At 72.8% G+C, this 18880-nt stretch carries 16 protein-coding genes; 13 read left to right on the top strand and 3 right to left on the bottom strand.

The features are described from left to right. Nucleotides 1-165 precede the first annotated feature (165 nt). From ispG to ABZ098_RS22885, 4 genes are all read left to right on the top strand, one after another. Nucleotides 166-1323 (top strand): flavodoxin-dependent (E)-4-hydroxy-3-methylbut-2-enyl-diphosphate synthase, encoded by a 1158-nt coding sequence (gene ispG / locus ABZ098_RS22900; RefSeq protein WP_356593925.1) that lies wholly within the window; start codon nucleotides 166-168, stop codon nucleotides 1321-1323. Nucleotides 1324-1556: 233 nt separating this feature from the next. Beyond that, nucleotides 1557-2405, top strand: a complete 849-nt coding sequence (locus tag ABZ098_RS22895) for a GNAT family N-acetyltransferase (RefSeq protein ID WP_356593923.1) — start codon at nucleotides 1557-1559, stop codon at nucleotides 2403-2405. 25 nt (nucleotides 2406-2430) lie between these two features. Continuing rightward, a complete protein-coding gene (locus ABZ098_RS22890) occupies nucleotides 2431-2961 on the top strand; it encodes a GNAT family N-acetyltransferase (RefSeq protein WP_356593921.1) in 531 nt (176 codons plus the stop codon). A 74-nt stretch (nucleotides 2962-3035) separates the two neighbouring features. Beyond that, nucleotides 3036-4739: a proline--tRNA ligase gene (locus tag ABZ098_RS22885; protein ID WP_356593919.1), complete on the top strand. Its 1704-nt coding sequence runs from the start codon at nucleotides 3036-3038 to the stop codon at nucleotides 4737-4739. Nucleotides 4740-4781: 42 nt separating this feature from the next. Here the strand turns inward: ABZ098_RS22885 and ABZ098_RS22880 are convergent, their stop codons facing one another. From ABZ098_RS22880 to ABZ098_RS22870, 3 genes are read right to left on the bottom strand one after another with little or no spacing between them, the layout of a single operon-like run. After that, nucleotides 4782-5678 carry an aminoglycoside phosphotransferase family protein gene (locus ABZ098_RS22880; RefSeq protein ID WP_356593917.1) on the bottom strand — a complete coding sequence of 299 codons (897 nt, stop codon included), beginning with the start codon at nucleotides 5676-5678 and terminating at the stop codon, nucleotides 4782-4784. A 28-nt stretch (nucleotides 5679-5706) separates the two neighbouring features. Continuing rightward, the gene (locus ABZ098_RS22875) at nucleotides 5707-6186 is read right to left on the bottom strand and encodes a ferritin-like domain-containing protein (RefSeq protein ID WP_356593915.1); all 480 of its coding nucleotides are present in this window, start codon (nucleotides 6184-6186) and stop codon (nucleotides 5707-5709) included. Then, nucleotides 6183-6710, bottom strand: a complete 528-nt coding sequence (locus ABZ098_RS22870; protein WP_356593913.1) for a hypothetical protein — start codon at nucleotides 6708-6710, stop codon at nucleotides 6183-6185. The genes ABZ098_RS22875 and ABZ098_RS22870 overlap by 4 nt, the downstream gene beginning before the upstream one ends. A 173-nt stretch (nucleotides 6711-6883) precedes the next feature. On the opposite strand from ABZ098_RS22870, the gene rimP reads away from it, so the two are divergent. The 9 genes from rimP to ABZ098_RS22825 all read left to right on the top strand — a co-directional run bounded on the left by rimP (nucleotide 6884) and on the right by ABZ098_RS22825 (nucleotide 18845). Next, the gene (gene rimP, locus ABZ098_RS22865) at nucleotides 6884-7381 is read left to right on the top strand and encodes a ribosome maturation factor RimP (protein WP_356593911.1); all 498 of its coding nucleotides are present in this window, start codon (nucleotides 6884-6886) and stop codon (nucleotides 7379-7381) included. A 2-nt stretch (nucleotides 7382-7383) separates the two neighbouring features. Then, complete coding sequence (gene nusA / locus ABZ098_RS22860; RefSeq protein WP_356593909.1) at nucleotides 7384-8382, top strand: transcription termination factor NusA; 999 nt, start codon at nucleotides 7384-7386, stop codon at nucleotides 8380-8382. Nucleotides 8383-8472: 90 nt separating this feature from the next. Beyond that, a complete protein-coding gene (locus tag ABZ098_RS22855; RefSeq protein WP_356593907.1) occupies nucleotides 8473-8754 on the top strand; it encodes a YlxR family protein in 282 nt (93 codons plus the stop codon). A 163-nt stretch (nucleotides 8755-8917) separates the two neighbouring features. Beyond that, a complete protein-coding gene (gene infB, locus ABZ098_RS22850; protein ID WP_356593905.1) occupies nucleotides 8918-12067 on the top strand; it encodes a translation initiation factor IF-2 in 3150 nt (1049 codons plus the stop codon). A gap of 146 nt (nucleotides 12068-12213) precedes the next feature. Beyond that, complete coding sequence (locus ABZ098_RS22845; protein WP_031052658.1) at nucleotides 12214-12507, top strand: DUF503 domain-containing protein; 294 nt, start codon at nucleotides 12214-12216, stop codon at nucleotides 12505-12507. Between the two features lie 32 nt (nucleotides 12508-12539). Next, complete coding sequence (gene rbfA / locus ABZ098_RS22840) at nucleotides 12540-12992, top strand: 30S ribosome-binding factor RbfA (RefSeq protein WP_356593903.1); 453 nt, start codon at nucleotides 12540-12542, stop codon at nucleotides 12990-12992. Then, nucleotides 12989-13894 carry a tRNA pseudouridine(55) synthase TruB gene (truB, locus tag ABZ098_RS22835; protein WP_356593901.1) on the top strand — a complete coding sequence of 302 codons (906 nt, stop codon included), beginning with the start codon at nucleotides 12989-12991 and terminating at the stop codon, nucleotides 13892-13894. Before rbfA ends, truB begins: the two co-directional genes overlap by 4 nt. A gap of 504 nt (nucleotides 13895-14398) precedes the next feature. Beyond that, on the top strand, nucleotides 14399-17749 hold the full coding sequence (locus tag ABZ098_RS22830; protein ID WP_356594396.1) for a trypsin-like peptidase domain-containing protein: 3351 nt from the start codon (nucleotides 14399-14401) through the stop codon (nucleotides 17747-17749). Nucleotides 17750-17894: 145 nt separating this feature from the next. Beyond that, a complete protein-coding gene (locus tag ABZ098_RS22825) occupies nucleotides 17895-18845 on the top strand; it encodes a bifunctional riboflavin kinase/FAD synthetase (RefSeq protein WP_356593899.1) in 951 nt (316 codons plus the stop codon). Nucleotides 18846-18880 lie beyond the last annotated feature (35 nt).

The following is an 18880-nucleotide window of genomic DNA, read 5'->3' as shown; positions in this document are numbered from 1 at the left end:
CGGCGTTCGAGGCGGCCCGGCGTGTTCCATGTCGGGCCGCCTTCCATTGGGTGGGTTTGGCCTCGGCGATGTGCTCGTGCCTGCGTCGGTGCCGTAATCTCGAAGCCTGGAGCCCGCCGCTGACGGGACCTGGACCTTGATCCACGACTTGGGGTTGCACAGCAGATGACTGCGATTTCTCTCGGCATGCCGTCCGTTCCGACCAGGGTTGCCGAGCGCCGGAAGAGCCGGCAGATCCAGGTCGGCTCGGTGGCCGTGGGCGGTGACGCCCCGGTCTCGGTCCAGTCCATGACGACGACCCGTACCTCCGACATCGGCGCGACGCTCCAGCAGATCGCCGAGCTGACGGCCTCGGGCTGCCAGATCGTCCGCGTGGCCTGCCCGACCCAGGACGACGCCGACGCCCTCGCGACGATCGCCCGCAAGTCGCAGATCCCGGTGATCGCCGACATCCACTTCCAGCCCAAGTACGTGTTCGCGGCGATCGAGGCGGGCTGCGCGGCCGTACGCGTCAACCCCGGCAACATCAAGCAGTTCGACGACAAGGTCAAGGAGATCGCGAAGGCCGCGCGCGACCACGGCACCCCGATCCGCATCGGCGTGAACGCGGGCTCCCTGGACCGCCGTCTGCTCCAGAAGTACGGCAAGGCGACCCCCGAGGCCCTGGTCGAGAGCGCCCTCTGGGAAGCCTCCCTCTTCGAGGAGCACGACTTCCGGGACATCAAGATCTCGGTCAAGCACAACGACCCGGTCGTCATGATCGAGGCGTACAAGCAGCTCGCCGCCCAGTGCGACTACCCGCTGCACCTCGGCGTCACGGAGGCCGGCCCAGCGTTCCAGGGCACCATCAAGTCGGCCGTCGCCTTCGGAGCCCTCCTCTCCCAGGGCATCGGCGACACCATCCGTGTCTCCCTCTCCGCGCCGCCCGTGGAGGAGGTCAAGGTCGGCAACCAGATCCTGGAGTCCCTGAACCTCAAGCAGCGCGGCCTGGAGATCGTCTCCTGCCCGTCCTGCGGCCGCGCCCAGGTCGACGTCTACAAGCTGGCCGAGGAGGTCACCGCGGGCCTGACCGGCATGGAGGTCCCCCTCCGCGTCGCCGTCATGGGCTGCGTGGTGAACGGCCCCGGCGAGGCCCGCGAGGCCGACCTCGGCGTCGCCTCCGGCAACGGCAAGGGCCAGATCTTCGTCAAGGGCGAGGTCATCAAGACCGTCCCCGAATCCAAGATCGTGGAGACCCTCATCGAGGAGGCCATGAAGCTGGCCGAGCAGATGGAGGCGGAGGGCATCTCCTCGGGCGAGCCGTCCGTGTCGGTCGCGGGCTGACGAGGCTTCGCGGGGTGGGGTCTTCTCAACGCCGGTCCGGGACGTCCAGCCCGTCCGGCGTTTGAGGACGAGGCCCTTCGGGCCGATGGGGGTCTGGGGGGCGCAGCCCCCAGGGACGTCCACCGAAACACACGCCACTTCACAGGTGACCGGCACCCGAACACGGCTCGGCACGGCCCAGCTTCCGCAGGTACAGTGCGGAGATCAGCAGACCCCAGTGTGAGGCCCCGCCCGTGTTGACCCAGACGACCTCCCGGGTCCTCGAACCGAGCGACCTGGACGCCGCGCTCGCCGTCCTGGACCGCGAGCCGGTCGCGAACGCCTTCGTGACGTCGAGGGTCCAGGTCGCCGGCCTCGACCCGTGGCGGCTCGGTGGCGAGATGTGGGGCTGGTACGAGGACGGCATGCTGACGTCCCTCTGCTACGCCGGCGCCAACCTCGTCCCGATCTGCGCGACCCCGCGGGCCGTCCGCGCCTTCGCCGACAGGGCGAGGAGGGCCGGGCGCCGCTGCTCCTCCATCGTCGGCCCCGCCGAACCCACCGCCCAGCTCTGGCGCCTGCTGGAACCGAGCTGGGGCCCGGCCAGGGACGTCCGCGCCCACCAGCCCCTCATGGTCACCGACCGCATGCCCGCCGACATCGCCCCGGATCCGTACGTCCGCCGCATCCGCAAGGACGAGATGGAGACGATCATGCCCGCGTGCGTGGCGATGTTCACGGAAGAGGTCGGCGTCTCCCCGCTGGCCGGTGACGGCGGCCTCCTGTACCAGGCGCGGGTCGCCGAACTGGTCGGCTCCGGCCGCTCCTTCGCCCGCCTCGACGAACACGGCAAGGTCGTCTTCAAGGCGGAGATCGGCGCCGCGACGGACCGGGCCTGCCAGATCCAGGGCGTCTGGGTGGCCCCCGAGTACCGGGGCAGGGGAGTGGCGGCCCCGGGGATGGCCGCGGTGCTGCGCTACGCCCTCGCGGACGTCGCCCCGGTGGTCAGCCTGTACGTCAACGACTTCAACACGGCGGCGAGGAGGACGTACACGAGGGTGGGCTTCCAAGAGGTGGGCGCGTTCATGAGCGTCCTCTTCTGAACGCACCTGCCTGTACGCTCCCCGCATGGACCTCGTCATCGGCCCCCTGGACCTGTCCGCTCACGTGGACGAGGCCCTCGCGGTACAGGCCGTCGCCTTCGGCCTCGGCGCCGACGAGGTGGCGGTCCGCCGTCAGATCGTGCTCCGCCACATGACCTACCCGGGCGCGCGAGCCCTCGGCGCGACGGTCGGCGGCGCCCTCGTGGGGTTCGTGTACGGCATGCCCAACGACCGCACCCACTGGTGGTCCACCGTCGTCGAGCCCTACCTCCGCGCCCAGCACAACGACATCTGGCTCGACGACTCCTTCGTGATCACCGAGCTGCACGTCCACCCGCACCACCAGAACCGCGGCATCGGCCGCACCCTGATCACCACCATCACCGACAGTGCCGCCGAGCCCCGTTCGATCCTCTCCGCGATCGACATCGACAGTCCGGCCCGCGGCCTGTACCACTCCCTCGGCTACCAGGACCTCGCCCGCCAGGTCCTCTTCCCGAGCGCCCCGAAGCCGTACGCCGTGATGGGCGCCCCTCTGCCACTGCGCCGCCGCTGAACCGATTTCCACCGGCACACGCCCCCCGGCTAACCTCCTTGCCATCACCCTTTTCCGGCAGGAGTACGAGAATCATGGCCAACGCACCGGTCCAGCGCATGTCCCAGTTGATGGCGAAGACGCTGCGCGACGACCCGGCGGACGCCGAGGTCCTCAGCCACAAGCTGCTCGTGCGCGCCGGGTACGTCCGCCGTACCGCCGCCGGCATCTGGTCCTGGCTGCCGCTCGGCAAGAAGGTGCTGGCCAACGTCGAGCGGATCGTCCGCGAGGAGATGGACGCGATCGGCGCCCAGGAGGTGCTGCTGCCCGCCATCCTGCCGCGGGAGCCGTACGAGGCGACCGGCCGCTGGGACGAGTACGGCCCCGAGCTGTTCCGGCTCCAGGACCGCAAGGGCGGCGACTACCTCCTCGGCCCGACCCACGAGGAGATCTTCACCCTGCTGGTGAAGGACCAGGCGTCCTCCTACAAGGACCTGCCGGTCATCCTCTACCAGATCCAGCACAAGTACCGTGACGAGGCCCGTCCGCGGGCCGGCATCCTGCGCGGCCGCGAGTTCCTGATGAAGGACTCGTACTCCTTCGACACCGAGGACGAGGGCCTGGCCCAGTCGTACGCCCTGCACCGCCAGGCCTACCAGAAGGTCTTCGAGCGCCTGGGCCTCGACTACCGCATCTGCGCCGCGACCGCCGGTGCGATGGGTGGCTCCAAGTCGGAGGAGTTCCTCGCCCCCGCCGAGGCCGGCGAGGACACCTTCGCCGACTGCCCGAACTGCGACTTCGCGGCCAACACCGAGGCGATCACGTACGAGTTGAAGCCGGTGGACGGTGCCTCCGCCCCGGCCCTCGAGGAGATCCCGACCCCGGACACCCCCACCATCGAGACCCTCGCCGCGCAGCTCGGTGTCGAGGCCTCCGACACCCTCAAGAACCTCCTCGTGAAGGTCGACGGCGAGATCGTGGCCGTCGGCGTCCCCGGCGACCGCGAGGTGGACCTGGGCAAGGTCGAGGCGCACTTCGCGCCCGCCACCGTGGAGCTGGTGACGGCGGAGGACTTCACCGGCCGCCCCGACCTCGTCCGCGGCTACGTCGGTCCCCAGGGCCGCCAGGAGAAGCTGAAGTACATCGCCGACCCGCGCGTGGCCCCCGGCACCGCCTGGATCACCGGCGCCAACAAGGAGCACACGCACGCGAAGAACGTCGTCGCCGGCCGTGACTTCGAGGTCGACGAGTACGTCGACGTCGTGGTCGTCCAGGAGGGCGACCCGTGCCCCAAGTGCGGCACCGGCCTCAAGCTGGACCGCGCCATCGAGATCGGCCACATCTTCCAGCTCGGCCGCAAGTACGCCGACGCCCTCAAGCTCGACGTCCTCGGCCAGAACGGCAAGCCGGTCCGCGTGACCATGGGCTCCTACGGCATCGGCGTCTCCCGCGCGGTCGCCGCCCTCGCCGAGCAGACCGCCGACGACAAGGGCCTGTGCTGGCCCGCCGAGGTCGCCCCGGCCGACGTGCACGTCGTCGCCGCCGGCAAGGCCCTCCAGATCGAACTCGCCCTCGACGTCTCCGAGAAGCTGCGCGCGGCGGGCCTCAGGGTCCTCGTCGACGACCGCGCCGGTGTCTCCCCGGGTGTGAAGTTCACGGACTCCGAGCTGATCGGCGTTCCGAAGATCCTGGTCGCGGGCCGCCGGGCCGCCGAGGGGGTCCTGGAGCTCAAGGACCGCCGCACCGGTGAGCGCGAGGAGCTGACGGTGGACGAGGCGATCGCCCGGCTGTCCGCCTAGGGGAGACCGTCACAGGGTGAGGCGGCGTACGCGAGCGCCGCCTCACAGCCACCCGGCGAACTCCAGCAGCAGCTCGGCGTCCTTCGGGCGCCCCACCCGCAGCGCCCGGACGCCAGATTCCACGGCCCGGAACAGCGTCCAGCCCCGCAGCCGGTCCTGGTCCACCTCCAGCGACTCCGCGAGCCGCTTGATCCGTCGCCGGGTCGTCGCCGCCCCCGACGGCGAGGCGATCAGGTCCTCCACCCGGTCCCGCACCAGCCGCGCGAGATCGAACGCGCACTCGCCGACGACCGGGTCGGGCCCCACGGCCAGCCAGGGGGACCGGTCACCCGCCAGCACCTTGCTCTGCCGGAAGGTGCCGTGCAGCAACCGCTTCTCCGGCGGCGCGGCCAGCAACGACTCCCGCGCGTCGAGAGCCGCGCTCACCAGCCCCGCCACCTCGGCGGACGCACCCCGCATGACCGCGGCCTGTCGCCCGGTCCGCTCGGCCACCGTCTCGAAGACATGGGCGTCGTCTCCGGGAGGCTCCACCCACAGCCGCCGCAGGGTCCCGGCCGCCTCCAGCAACGCCTTCGCCTCCGGCAGCGACCGCACGGAGACATCGGGGTGCAGCCGTTCGAGCAGCAGCACCCCCTCGGTGACGAAGGGCTCCAGCAGTTGCACGGCCCCCCGCCCGTCCCAGTGCGCCAGAGCCGCCCGCTCGCTCTCCGGCCGGGACCGGGGCGGCACCAGCTTGAGCACGGCCGGCGTCCCGTCGGGCCGCCGCACGAGCACGACGAGGCTGCTGCGCCCGCCGGGCACCTGGACCCGCTCCACGGTCAACTCGCGCAGCGCGACGGCCTGTCGGGCGGTCTCGGGCAGCCGGTCCACCCACTCGTCGGCGTCCGGCACGCTCTCGCCGAGCGCCCGCACCAGCCGCTGCGGTGGTTCGAAAGCCATGCGCGAGTCGTTCCCTTCCAGTACCGCGTCAAGCCGTGGCGGCCGCGGAGGAGACCGAGGCCGGGGACGAGGACGACCTGGTGGTCGCCCGCTCGGCGAGCCCAGGGAAGGCTACGCTCTCGCCGCGCCAGCGCACGGCCCGCACCGCGGCCTCCCGCAGCGCCTCGGCGGCCGTGCTCCGCCGCCCGCCCCCGGTTGCCCGCACCACGTCGGCGTACACCCCGGCCACCCGGTCCTCCAGGTCGGCGGCGAGCCGTACCGCCGCGGCCGAGTCCGGCACCGGGAACGGCAGCGCGTACGCCGCCGCCGCGGCCACCGGCGTCCCGCCCAGGCCCCGCACCGCACGCGCCAGGGCGTCCCGGCGGGCCCGGTGGGCGTCGTAGGCGGCCCTGGCCTGCGCGCGCCGGCCCTCGTCGATCCGGCCGCCGACGACGCCGTAGCCGTAGACGGCGGCGTGCTCGGCGGCCAGCGCCTTCTGGAGGGCCTTCAGCTCCTGTTTCCCGCTCATCGGGCACCCTCCGTCAGCAGGTAGGCGTGCGCCGCGCCGGCCGCCGCCACCGAGGCCAGCAGCCGGGCCAGCTCGCCCGGCACCTCCAGCAGGGCCTTGGCCCGCCGGTCGGCGAGCGCCCGCTCGGCGGCGGCGAGCTGGGCGAGGGCGTCCTTCTCGGTCGCGGGCGCGGTGGCCGACGGGGAGGGCGAGGCGCTGCCCGACGCACTGGGGGAGGAGGAGGCCGCGACCGACTCCCCGAACGCCTCCACATGCCGCACGGCCTCCGCCCGCAACGGCCCCACCCGCTCCGCGAGCGTCGGATGGGCGGCCAGGACGGCGTCGTACCGCCCGACGAGCCCCCGGCTGTCCCGAGCGGCCTGCACGCGGACCCGCTCGACGACCGCCGGACTGCCGGCCGTGCCCTCCTCGCCGCTTCCGGTCCCGTCCGAGCACCCCACGAGCAGGGCGCCCCCGGCGACCGAGGCGAGCAGGGATCTTCTCCGCGGCCCCGGCGGGACGCGCGGCGGAGAGGGGTACGGCACGGCAGACGTCCTCAGGAAGCTCGTACGAACACACGGGCGGGAGGTCTGCCCGCCGACGATCACGGTACCCGCGTCCGACGCCACCTGGACGGCAACACCCTCCGCGACCGGATACCCTTTGACCAGACACGCGACCTACCCACAACAGCACACGCGGCCGAGGAGTCACCCGGATGAGCACCACCCAGAGCGAGAGGCTGCGAGAGCTCCTGGAACCGCTCGTCACCTCCCAGGGCCTGGATCTCGAAGAGATCGCCGTGGACTCCGTTGGACGGAAGCGGGTGCTGCGCGTCGTCGTCGACTCGGACACCGGAGCCGACCTGGACCAGATCGCCGATGTGAGCCGCGCGCTCTCGGCGAAGCTCGACGAGACCGACGCGATGGGTGCGGGGGAGTACACCCTCGAGGTCGGCACCCCGGGCGCGGAACGCCTCCTCAAGGAGCACCGGCACTACGAGCGCGCCGTGGACCGGCTGGTGAAGTTCCAGCTCACCGAGGGCGGGGAACTGGTCGCCAGGATCCTCAAGGTCGACGACGAGGGTCTCGACCTGGAAGTGCCCGGTGTGAAGGGCCGCAAGGCCACCGCCCGCAGGCTCGCCTTCTCCGACTTCGACAAGGCGCGCGTGCAGGTCGAGTTCAGCCGCAAGGACAAGAACGAAGAGGAGGCGTAGCCGTGGACATCGACATGAGTGCCCTGCGGGGCTTGGTGCGGGAGAAGGAGATCTCCTTCGACCTGTTGGTCGAGGCGATCGAGTCGGCCCTCCTCATCGCCTACCACCGCACCGAGGGAAGCCACCGCCACGCGCGCGTGAAGCTCGACCGGGACTCCGGGCACGTGGTCGTGTGGGCGAAGGAGGACCCCGAGGACCTCGAAGAGGGCCAGGAGCCCCGGGAGTTCGACGACACCCCGTCCGACTTCGGCCGTATCGCCGCCACCACCGCCAAGCAGGTCATTCTGCAGCGGCTGCGCGACGCCGAGGACGACGCGACGCTCGGCGAGTACGCGGGGCGTGAGGGCGACATCGTCATGGGCGTGGTCCAGCAGGGCCGCGACCCGAAGAACGTGCTCGTGGACATCGGCAAGCTGGAGGCCATCCTGCCGGTGCAGGAGCAGGTCCCCGGCGAGACCTATCCGCACGGCATGCGGCTGCGGTCGTACGTCGTGCGAGTGGCGAGGGGCGTGCGCGGTCCGTCCGTGACGCTGTCCCGTACGCACCCCAATCTGGTGAAGAAGCTCTTCGCCCTGGAGGTGCCGGAGATCGCCGACGGGTCCGTCGAGATCGCCGCGATCGCCCGCGAGGCCGGCCACCGCACCAAGATCGCCGTCCGGTCCACCCGTTCGGGCCTGAACGCCAAGGGTGCCTGCATCGGTCCGATGGGCGGCCGTGTGCGCAATGTCATGGGTGAGCTGAACGGTGAGAAGATCGACATCGTCGACTGGTCGGACGACCCGGCCGAGATGGTGGCGAACGCCCTCTCGCCGGCCCGCGTCTCCAAGGTCGAGGTCGTGGACATGGCGGCCCGCTCCGCGCGGGTGACCGTCCCCGACTACCAGCTTTCCCTCGCCATCGGCAAGGAAGGGCAGAACGCCCGGCTGGCGGCCCGGCTCACCGGCTGGAGGATCGACATCCGGCCGGACACCGAGCAGAGCGCCGACAGGGCCGGGGAATAGATCCAAGCCGTCGGTGGCTTAGATCACGACAACAACCGTTCGATCCCAGCCCCCAAGGGGTGAGGTCGGTACGGGGAGGTAGACTTAAGAGTGTCTGGCCGGACGCACGCCCGTGCATGCCCTGAACGAACCTGTGTGGGATGCAGGCAGCGAGCGGCCAAGACCGATCTGCTGCGCATCGTGGCGATCGAGGACGCATGCGTCCCTGATCCTCGCGGTACGCTGCCCGGCCGGGGTGCGTACATCCACCCCGCCCTGGTCTGTCTCGACCAGGCGGTACGCCGCCGGGCGTTCACGCGGGCGTTGCGCGCCCCGGGAGCGCTCGACACAAAGGCGTTGCGCCAACACGTCGAGCAGACAGACAGTTGCTGAGCAGGCAACACCGTAAGAAGCGTCGCGCGGAGCCCCCGTGCGGCCCAGGTACCCCGCGAGTTGGAAGTAGGTCGAGATTGCGATGAGCACTCGATGAGCACGCGATGAGTACGCCCATGAAGTAGCGACGGTCCGGACGCAACCCGGACCTAAAAGGAGCGAAGTGGCTAAGGTCCGGGTATACGAACTCGCCAAGGAGTTCGGCGTGGAGAGCAAGGTCGTCATGGCCAAGCTCCAAGAACTCGGTGAATTCGTCCGTTCGGCGTCTTCGACCATCGAAGCGCCCGTCGTCCGCAAACTGACGGACGCCCTCCAGCAGGGCAACGGAGGCGGCAAGCCCGCCCCCGCACGCAAGGCTGCCCCGGCCAGGCCGGCAGCCCCCTCCCCGGCGCAGGCTGCCCGTCCGGCCGCCCCGCGCCCGCCGGCCCCCAAGCCGGCCGCCGCCGAGAGGCCCGCGGCTCCCGCCGCCCCGGCCGCTCCCGGCCCCCGTCCGACTCCGGGCCCGAAGCCCGCGCCGCGGCCCGCCCCGGCGTCCCCGGCTCCGACCACGCCCGAGTTCACGGCACCGCCGTCGGCTCCCGCCGCACCGGCCTCCCAGGGGCAGGGCCAGAGCCAGGGTCAGGGCTCCGCCCCGCGTCCCGGCGCTCCGCGTCCGGCCGGCCAGGCACCTCGTCCGGGCGCCCCGCGTCCGGCCGCCGGTCCCGGTCAGGGTGGTGGCCAGTCTCGCGGTGACCGCGGCGACCGTCCCGGCGCTCCGCGTCCGGGCGGCCAGGGCGCACGCCCCGGTGCCCGTCCGGCCGGTCCCCGTCCGGGCAACAACCCGTTCACCTCTGGTGGCTCCACCGGCATGGCGCGCCCCCAGGCGCCCCGTCCGGGCGGCGCCCCGCGTCCCGGCGGTCCTGGTGGCCCCGGTGGCGCTCCCGGCGGCGCCCCGCGTCCGCAGGGTCAGGGCCAGGGCGGTCCCCGTCCCCAGGGCGCGGCGGGCGGTCCCCGTCCGCAGGCTCCGGGCGGCGCCCGTCCCAGCCCGGGCGGCATGCCCCGTCCGCAGGGCGGTCCCCGTCCCGGCGGTGGCCCCGGCGGCGCCCGTCCCAACCCCGGCATGATGCCGCAGCGTCCGGCTGCCGGCCCGCGTCCCGGCGGCGGTGGCCCCGGTGGCCGCGGTCCCGGTGGCGGCGGTCGTCCCGGTGGCGGCGGCGGTCGTCCGGGTGGCGGCGGCTTCGCCGGTCGTCCGGCCGGTCCCGGTGGCGGTGGCGGTTTCGCCGGCCGTCCCGGCGGTCCCGGTGGCGGTGGCGGCGGCTTCGCCGGTCGTCCGGGTGGTCCCGGCGGTGGCGGCGGCGGTCGTCCCGGCTTCGGTGGTCGTCCCGGTGGTCCGGGCGGTCGTGGTGGCACACAGGGCGCCTTCGGTCGTCCCGGCGGTCCCGCGCGTCGCGGTCGCAAGTCGAAGCGGCAGAGGCGCCAGGAGTACGAGGCCATGCAGGCCCCGTCGGTCGGCGGCGTGATGCTGCCTCGCGGCAACGGACAGTCCGTCCGCCTGTCGCGCGGTGCCTCCCTCACCGACTTCGCGGAGAAGATCGGCGCCAACCCGGCGTCGCTCGTCGGCGTGATGATGAACCTCGGCGAGATGGTCACTGCCACGCAGTCCGTCTCCGACGAGACGCTGAAGCTCCTCGCGGACGAGATGAACTTCGCCCTCGAGATCGTCAGCCCCGAGGAGGAGGACCGCGAGCTGCTCGAGTCCTTCGACATCGAGTTCGGCGAGGACGAGGGCGGCGACGAGTTCCTCGTGCCGCGTCCGCCGGTCGTGACCGTCATGGGTCACGTCGACCACGGCAAGACCCGCCTCCTCGACACCATCCGCAAGACGAACGTCGTCGCGGGCGAGGCCGGCGGTATCACGCAGCACATCGGTGCGTACCAGGTCACGACTCAGGTCAACGACGAAGAGCGCAAGATCACCTTCATCGACACCCCGGGTCACGAGGCGTTCACCGCCATGCGTGCCCGTGGTGCCAAGTCGACCGACATCGCGATCCTCGTGGTGGCGGCCAACGACGGTGTGATGCCCCAGACGATCGAGGCGCTGAACCACGCCAAGGCGGCCGACGTGCCGATCGTGGTCGCGGTCAACAAGATCGACGTCGAGGGTGCCGACCCGACCAAGGTGCGCGGTCAGCTCACCGAGTACGGGCTGGTGGCCGAGGAGTACGGCGGCGACACCATGTTCGTCGACATCTCCGCCAAGCAGGGCCTCAACATCGAGAGCCTGCTGGAGGCCGTGGTCCTCACCGCGGACGCCTCGCTCGACCTGCGGGCCAACCCCGAGCAGGACGCGCAGGGTATCGCGATCGAGTCCCGTCTCGACCGTGGCCGCGGTGCCGTCGCGACCGTCCTGGTCCAGCGAGGCACCCTGCGGGTCGGCGACACCATGGTGGTCGGCGACGCGTACGGCCGTGTCCGCGCGATGCTCGACGACAAGGGCGACAACCTGGAAGAGGCGGGTCCGTCGACTCCGGTCCTCGTCCTGGGTCTCACCAACGTCCCGGGCGCCGGCGACAACTTCCTCGTCGTCGACGAGGACCGCACGGCCCGTCAGATCGCCGAGAAGCGCGCCGCTCGTGAGCGGAACGCCAACTTCGCCCGCCGGGGTGTCCGGTTCTCCCTGGAGAACCTGGACGAGGCCCTCAAGGCCGGTCTGGTGCAGGAACTCAACCTCATCATCAAGGGCGACGCGTCCGGTTCGGTGGAGGCTCTCGAGTCCTCCCTGCTCCAGCTCGACGTCGGCGAAGAGGTCGACATCCGGATCCTGCACCGCGGTGTCGGTGCGGTCACGGAGTCGGACGTGGACCTGGCCATGGGCTCGGACGCCATCGTGATCGGCTTCAACGTGCGCGCCGCAGGGCGTGCCGCGCAGATGGCCGAGCGCGAAGGCGTGGACGTCCGCTACTACTCGGTCATCTACCAGGCGATCGAGGAGATCGAGGCGGCCCTCAAGGGCATGCTCAAGCCGGAGTACGAAGAGGTCGAGCTCGGCACGGCGGAGATCCGCGAGGTCTTCAAGTCGTCCAAGCTGGGCAACATCGCCGGTGTCCTGGTCCGGTCGGGCGAGGTCAAGCGCAACACCAAGGCGCGCCTCATCCGCGACGGCAAGGTGGTCGCGGAGAGCCTCACCATCTCCGGTCTGCGCCGCTTCAAGGACGACGTCACCGAGATCCGCGAAGGGTTCGAGGGCGGTATCAACCTCGGCAACTTCAACGACATCAAGGTCGACGACGTCATCGCGACGTACGAGATGCGCGAGAAGCCGCGCGGCTGATCGTCGCAGCACGCGATCGGGGCCGATCGGCGGAGCCGTTCCCTCTGGGAATATCCGTCGATCGGCCCCGGCCGTTGCGTGTACGGTTCCCGTATCGGCGCCGAAGCGGTGCCCGTACCCCGAACCGGCGGGACATCCGGACACACATGTATGTGGGGACTCTGTCCTTCGACCTGCTCCTCGGTGACGTGCACTCGCTGAAGGAGAAACGCTCTCTCGTCCGTCCGATCGTGGCCGAGCTCCAGCGCAAGTACGCGGTGAGCGCGGCGGAGACGGGCAACCAGAACCTCCACCGCAGGGCCGAGATCGGGCTGGCGGTGGTCTCCGGGGACACGGGACACCTCACCGACGTACTGGACCGCTGCGAGCGGCTGGTCGCCGCTCGGCCCGAGGTGGAACTGCTCTCGGTTCGACGCAGGCTCCACAGCGACGAAGACTGAAGCAACGAGTAAGTACTTAAGGAGACGGACCAGTGGCCGACAACGCGCGCGCCAAGAGGCTGGCGGACCTCATCCGAGAGGTGGTGGCCCAGAAGCTGCTGCGCGGGATCAAGGACCCGCGGCTCGGCTCCCACGTCACCATCACGGACACCCGGGTCACGGGTGACCTGCGGGAGGCGACCGTCTTCTACACCGTGTACGGCGGCGAGGAGGAGCGGGCGGCCGCGGCCGCCGGACTGGAGAGCGCCAAGGGCGTGCTCCGCTCCGCGGTCGGGGCGGCGGCGGGCGTGAAGTTCACCCCGACGCTGACCTTCGTCGCGGACGCCCTGCCCGACACCGCCAAGACCATCGACGACCTCCTCGACAAGGCACGCCAGTCCGACGAGAAGGTGCGCGAGGTCTCGGCCGGCGCCAGGTACGCCGGTGACGCCGACCCGTACCGGAAGCCGGGCGACGAGGACGAGACGGACGACGCCGCCGAATGACCGAGAAGAACCGGACGCCCGACGGCCTTGTCATCGTCGACAAGCCGTCGGGCTTCACTTCGCACGACGTGGTCGCCAAGATGCGCGGGATCGCCAGGACCCGCCGCGTCGGACACGCCGGCACCCTCGACCCCATGGCGACGGGCGTGCTGGTCCTCGGCGTCGAGAAGGCGACCAAGCTCCTCGGGCACCTCGCGCTGACCGAGAAGGAGTACCTGGGCACGATCCGGCTCGGCCAGACGACCCTGACCGACGACGCCGAGGGCGAGATCACGGGGTCGGTCGACGCCTCGAAGGTCACCCGCGACGCCGTCGACGCCGGGATCGCCAAGCTGACCGGCGACATCATGCAGGTGCCGTCCAAGGTGAGCGCCATCAAGATCGACGGGGTGCGCTCCTACAAACGGGCGCGGGAGGGCGAGGAGTTCGAGATCCCCGCCCGCCCCGTCACCGTCTCGTCCTTCGCGGTCCACGACGTCCGGGACGCGGTCGCCGAGGACGGTACCCCGGTGCTGGACCTGGTGGTCTCCGTGGTCTGCTCGTCCGGCACCTACATCCGGGCGCTGGCCCGGGACCTGGGCGCCGGCCTGGGCGTGGGCGGCCACCTGACGGCTCTGCGGCGCACGCGCGTGGGCCCGTACAAGCTGGACTCGGCCAGGACCCTCGACCAGCTCCAGCAGGAGCTGACGGTGATGCCGATCGCCGAGGCCGCCGCGGCCGCCTTCCGGCGCTGGGACGTCGACGGCCGCCGGGCCAAGCTCCTGGCCAACGGCGTACGGCTCGACATGCCCGACGAGTACGCGGGCGCCGGTACGGTGGCCGTCTTCGACCCCGAGGGCCACTTCCTGGCGCTGGTCGAGGAACACAAGGGCAAGGCGAAGAGCCTGGCCGTCTTCGGCTGACGCCGGACCGTGGGGGCACCGAGGCCGTCCGCCCGTGGAGCGGCGATCACGGGGTTGTGCCGCCGCTCCACGGTCCCCCCTCGGTTCCCCCACCCCTAGGGTGTATCCGCCGTTCCCCTTCCATTCACCCGCGCGGGCAGGCGCTCGGAGTGAACCGGGGGAGCGGAGGGGGGCGCGTTCGCCACGAGATCTGTCCCGCTGATCACCGCACGCCTACCGTCGAGAACAGGAACGTGCGTACGGCGGGGAGGTTCGGCCATGGCGGCAGGGGGTGACTCCGTCGAGACGGCCCGGCCGACGGGGGAAGAGGGCCGGGAGGCGCGCGGGACCGGTCGGCGGGTCCGGTGGGGCGACCGGACGGCCGCCGAGGAGGACGGGCAGCCGCGGCAGGGGTGCGAGAGGCACCGGTGGGGGCGGCGCGACGACGGTTCCCCGCACGCAGCCGGGCGCCGACGCGAACCCCCGGAGCAGGTGCTGGCCGGGCCCCGGCAGGAACCGGAACTCGTGCGGATCCACGATCTGGCGGGGCGGCTCCGGGGGACCGGCTTCGTCGGCGATCACCACGGCACCGTCGTCACCAGTCACGAGACCGTCGACGGACTGCCCCGGCTCGTCCTGCACGCCGGTGACCGCAGTCGCGTGGTGGCCGCCGACGCCGTGACCCCGCTGCCCGAGCTGGACCTGGCGCTCGTGCGGACCGAGGGACTCGGCGTGGACCCGCTGCCCGTCTCCGTGCGCGACACCGTCGACACCGGCGCCTACGTGCGGCTCCCCGCCGGCTGCTGGCGCGAGGCCCGAGTGCTCGGCGCCGCCTCCGTGACCTACACCGCCACCGACGACTGCCATCTCCTGGCGGATGCCCTGGAGTTGGCCATCGGCACCGCGGGCCGGGACGCGCTGCGGCTGGGCGGCGGGGCCGCCGGAGGGCCCGTCCTCGACGCCGCCACCGGCGCGGTGGTCGCCGTCCTCGGCACCGCCCTGCACAACGGCCGGCGCGACGGCGCCCACGCGGTCCCGCTCCGCCCCGTGCGCACCGGACCCCTCGCCGACCTGCTCGCCGAGAACGCCGCGACGGTCCCGGCGTACGGCGCGGACCTCAACCTCGCCGGTGTGCTGGAGCTGACGGCCACCTCCGTGGGCCAGGACGGCCCGCCGGGCGCGCTCGCCGGTCACGTGGGCCGGGAGGACCCCACGGAGCCGGTTGAACGGGCGGCGGTCACCGGCGAGTTCACCGCGTTCACCGAGGGCCCGCACCCGGTCCTCGGCCTCGTCGGACCGCCCGGCAGCGGCCGTACGACACAACTCGCGGCCCTCGCCGCGCGCCGCCACCGCGGCCCCGCCCCGGCCCCCACGCTCTGGCTGCGCGGCGCCGACCTGGAGGACACCGACACCTCGGTGGCCGACGCGGCCCGCCGCGCGCTCACCAGGGCCGCCCGGATCGTGGCGAGCGCCACGGACACCGTCCCCGCCGACCTGGGCGACACCACCCCCGAGCGGCTGGCCCGGCTGGCCCGCGCCGCCGGCCGCCCCCTGTTCCTCCTCCTCGACGGCCCCGAGGAAATGCCACCGGTCCTCGCGCACCGCCTCGCCGAGTGGACGCAGGGCACGGCGACGTGGCTCGCGGAGACAGGGGCGCGGCTGGTCGTGGCGTGCCGGGCGGAGTACTGGGAAGGAGCGTCCTTCCCGCACGCACTGCTGTACGGCACCTCGGAGGGGCACCTGCCGCCCTGCGTACGGCTCGGCGACCTCACCGACGAGGAGGCCCGCCGCGCCCGCGCCCGGCACGCCCTCCCCGAGGGCACGCTCGCCGACTGCGACGCCCGCCACCCGCTCACCCTCCGCCTCCTCGCCGAGGTCCGCGCCGCCCTCCCGCACGCGCCCCACGCCCCCGTCGACCGCGACCAGGTCTTCGAGGCCTACCTCGACCTCATGTGCCTGCGCGTCGCGGTACGGCTGGCCGGCCCGAGCGGCCTGCGCGGCGCCGCCGTCCGCCGGCTCGCCGCGAAGGTCTCCGGCCAGGTGCACGAGGCCGCCCGCCGCAGCCTGGGCCCCGGCCAGGGCGAACTGGACCGGGAGTCGTTCGAGGCGGTGTTCCCCTGGGGCCCGGCCCCGAAGCGGCTCGGCGGCACCGGTTGGGCCTCCGCCGTCCTCACCGAGGGCCTCCTCGTGCCCGCCGGCAGCGGCTACCGCTTCGCCCACGAGGAGCTCGCCGACTGGATCCAGGGCATGCACCTGGACCTGGACGAGGCCCTGCGCGCCCTGGTCCACCGCCGCCGCACCGGCCCCGCACACCCCCTGCCCGTCCCGCACCACCGCATCGGCCCCGTCGTGCAGGCCCTGCTCCTGGTCGCCCGCCAGCACGGCACACCGCAACTGGCGTACCGGCTGGAGGAGTTGCTGCACGCCCTCGACGCCGACCCGCACTCCTGGTGGGCGGCCCGGCTGCTCACCGAGACCCTGTTGCGGGTGCCCGACGCGACGCCGTACACCGATGTCCTGCGGCAGCTCGCCGACCGGCTCGTGGCCCGGCGCCGCCTGCGGGAACCGGTCCCGGCCGTGTTCGGCCCCGCCTTCTGGACCGCCCTCCGGCTGCCGTCGGGCACCCGTTTCGAGCTGCTCCGCCGTCTCGTCCTCGCCGACGGGCCGCCGCACGAACCCGGGCCGCGGTTCCTGGACGCCGTCGCGGAGCTGCTCGCCGCCGACCCCACCGCCGTACAGCCGCAGCTCACCCGCTGGTTCGACGACGAGCGGCCGCTGCCCGCGACCCCGCACGCCACCGTGGCGAAGGCCGCGCAGGCGCTGCTGCACACGCACCGCACCCGGGCCCTGGACGACCTCGCGGAGGTGCTCGTCGGCTGTGCGCACCGGCGGGCCGACGAACTGCTCGCCGTGCTGGCCGAGGACGAGCCGTCGGCGGTGTGCCGGGCCGTGGACCGGTGGGCGCACGACGAGCGGCCGGCGCGAAGGGTGGCGGCCGTGACGTACGGACTGCGCGCCGCCCCGCACGTGCGCACCGAGGCCGACCGTGAACTCCTGCGCTACGCCGCCCTCACCCTGCTGGCCCGCCCCGAGGACTGCACCCTGCACGGCGGCGCGCTCGCCCTGCTCGTCCGCGATCCCCGCACGCGTGCCCGCCATCTCCCGCAGGCGCTCGGGCACTTCGCGGCCGGCGACCCGCAGTTCCCGCCGAGTGCGCTGGTCCCCGCGCTCGCCACCGACCCCGACGCGGTCCTGGACGCCTTCCGGGAGCGGCTGCGGCGGCCGGGCGCCGGGGCGGCCCTGCGCACGCTCGCCGACGTCACCACGCCCGCCCTGGCCCGCCGGGTGGCAGCGCTGGTGCGGGAGGTGGTGCAGCGGCGCCCGGAGACGGCCGGGGACGTGGCCGCGTACGTCGACCGCCGCCTCGACCAGGGCCCCGCCGCCCGGGCCGTACTGCTCCCCCTGGTGAGCGGACTCCTCGACGGCGGTCCGGAAGGGGTGCGGGCCGCGCTGGCGGCCGTGCTCGCCGGGCCCGGCAGCACCGCCTCCCGCCCGTTGCGCCAGGAACTCCTCGACCTCCTCATGGAGCACGAGCGGGAGCCCGCGGTCCTGGTCGCCCTGCTGCCCGCGGCCGCCGCCCGCGCGGACGCCGACATCCGCGACCTCGTCCACCGCATCGGTCTCCTCCTCGTCCGCACCCCGGACGGCGCGACCCGCTTCGACCACGGCCTCGTCGACCTCGGCCGGCACGTCCCCGGGTTCGCCGCGCTGGTGGCCGGCTGGCTCGCCGAGTGCCCGCGGGAGTGGGCGGCGGTGGTCGGCCCCGGCACCCGGCGGATGATCGAGAACCTGGCGGGAGCACGGATTCCGGCCTGAGCCGGTGATGCGGAGGCTCCGGGCCCGCGTGCGTCGGATCACAGCCCCCATGCCGATGCGGGCGACGGGCCCGCGGCATGGCACCCTTAGACCTGCGCAGGTCTTGAGATTCATCCGGACACGGGTTCGACGAGGAGCGGTCACAGTGCAGCGCTGGCGTGGCTTGGAGGACATCCCCGAGGACTGGGGGCGCAGCGTCGTCACCATCGGTTCCTACGACGGGGTCCACCGCGGGCACCAGCTCATCATCCGGCATGCCGTGGACCGGGCGCGCGAGCTGGGCGTCCCCTCCGTGGTCGTCACCTTCGACCCGCACCCCAGCGAGGTCGTCCGCCCCGGCAGCCACCCGCCGCTGCTCGCCCCGCACCACCGCCGCGCCGAGCTCATGGCCGAACTGGGCGTGGACGCGCTGCTGATCCTCCCCTTCACCACGGAGTTCTCGAAGCTCTCGCCCGCCGAGTTCGTCGTCAAGGTCCTCGTCGACAAGCTGCACGCCAAGGCGGTCGTCGAGGGCCCCAACTTCCGCTTCGGCCACAAGGCCGCGGGCAACGTCGACTTCCTCGTCGAGCAGGGCAAGACGTACGACTTCGAGGTCGAGGTCGTCGACCTGTACGTGACCGGCTCGGCCGGGGGCGGCGAGCCCTTCTCCTCCACCCTGACCCGGCGTCTGGTCGCCGAGGGCGACGTGGAGGGCGCCGGGGAGATCCTGGGGCGGCCGCACCGGGTCGAGGGCGTGGTCGTCCGCGGCGCCCAGCGCGGCCGTGAACTCGGCTTCCCCACCGCCAACGTCGAGACGCTCCCGCACACCGCCATCCCGGCCGACGGCGTGTACGCCGGCTGGCTGCACACGCAGGGCGAGGCGATGCCGGCCGCGATCTCCGTCGGCACCAACCCGCAGTTCGACGGCACCGAGCGCACGGTTGAGGCGTACGCCATCGACCGCGTCGGGCTCGACCTGTACGGGCTGCACGTGGCCGTGGACTTCCTCGCCTATGTGCGCGGGCAGCAGAAGTTCGACTCGCTGGACGCGCTGCTCAAGGCGATGGCCGGGGACGTGCAGCGGTGCCGTGAGCTGATCGAGGGCGCGCAGGCCTGACCGGGACATGAGAAGAGGGCCGGCACCTTCACGGT

It is taken from the genome of Streptomyces sp. NPDC006335 (assembly GCF_040612795.1).
Taxonomy (GTDB): Bacteria; Actinomycetota; Actinomycetes; order Streptomycetales; family Streptomycetaceae; genus Streptomyces.
The sequence above is the reverse complement of the archived record's forward strand: the minus strand, read 5'-3'. Positions and strand labels throughout refer to the sequence as shown.

Excerpts from the sequence above, each read along its gene's own strand:
- ispG (WP_356593925.1), top strand. The coding sequence starts at position 166 with ATGACTGCGATTTCTCTCGGCATGCCGTCCGTTCCGACCAGGGTTGCC.
- ABZ098_RS22875 (WP_356593915.1), bottom strand. The coding sequence starts at position 6,186 with ATGAGCGGGAAACAGGAGCTGAAGGCCCTCCAGAAGGCGCTGGCCGCC.
- truB (WP_356593901.1), top strand. The coding sequence starts at position 12,989 with ATGACCGAGAAGAACCGGACGCCCGACGGCCTTGTCATCGTCGACAAG.
- ABZ098_RS22845 (WP_031052658.1), top strand. The coding sequence starts at position 12,214 with ATGTATGTGGGGACTCTGTCCTTCGACCTGCTCCTCGGTGACGTGCAC.
- ABZ098_RS22890 (WP_356593921.1), top strand. The coding sequence starts at position 2,431 with ATGGACCTCGTCATCGGCCCCCTGGACCTGTCCGCTCACGTGGACGAG.
- ABZ098_RS22880 (WP_356593917.1), bottom strand. The coding sequence starts at position 5,678 with ATGGCTTTCGAACCACCGCAGCGGCTGGTGCGGGCGCTCGGCGAGAGC.
- ABZ098_RS22885 (WP_356593919.1), top strand. The coding sequence starts at position 3,036 with ATGGCCAACGCACCGGTCCAGCGCATGTCCCAGTTGATGGCGAAGACG.
- rimP (WP_356593911.1), top strand. The coding sequence starts at position 6,884 with ATGAGCACCACCCAGAGCGAGAGGCTGCGAGAGCTCCTGGAACCGCTC.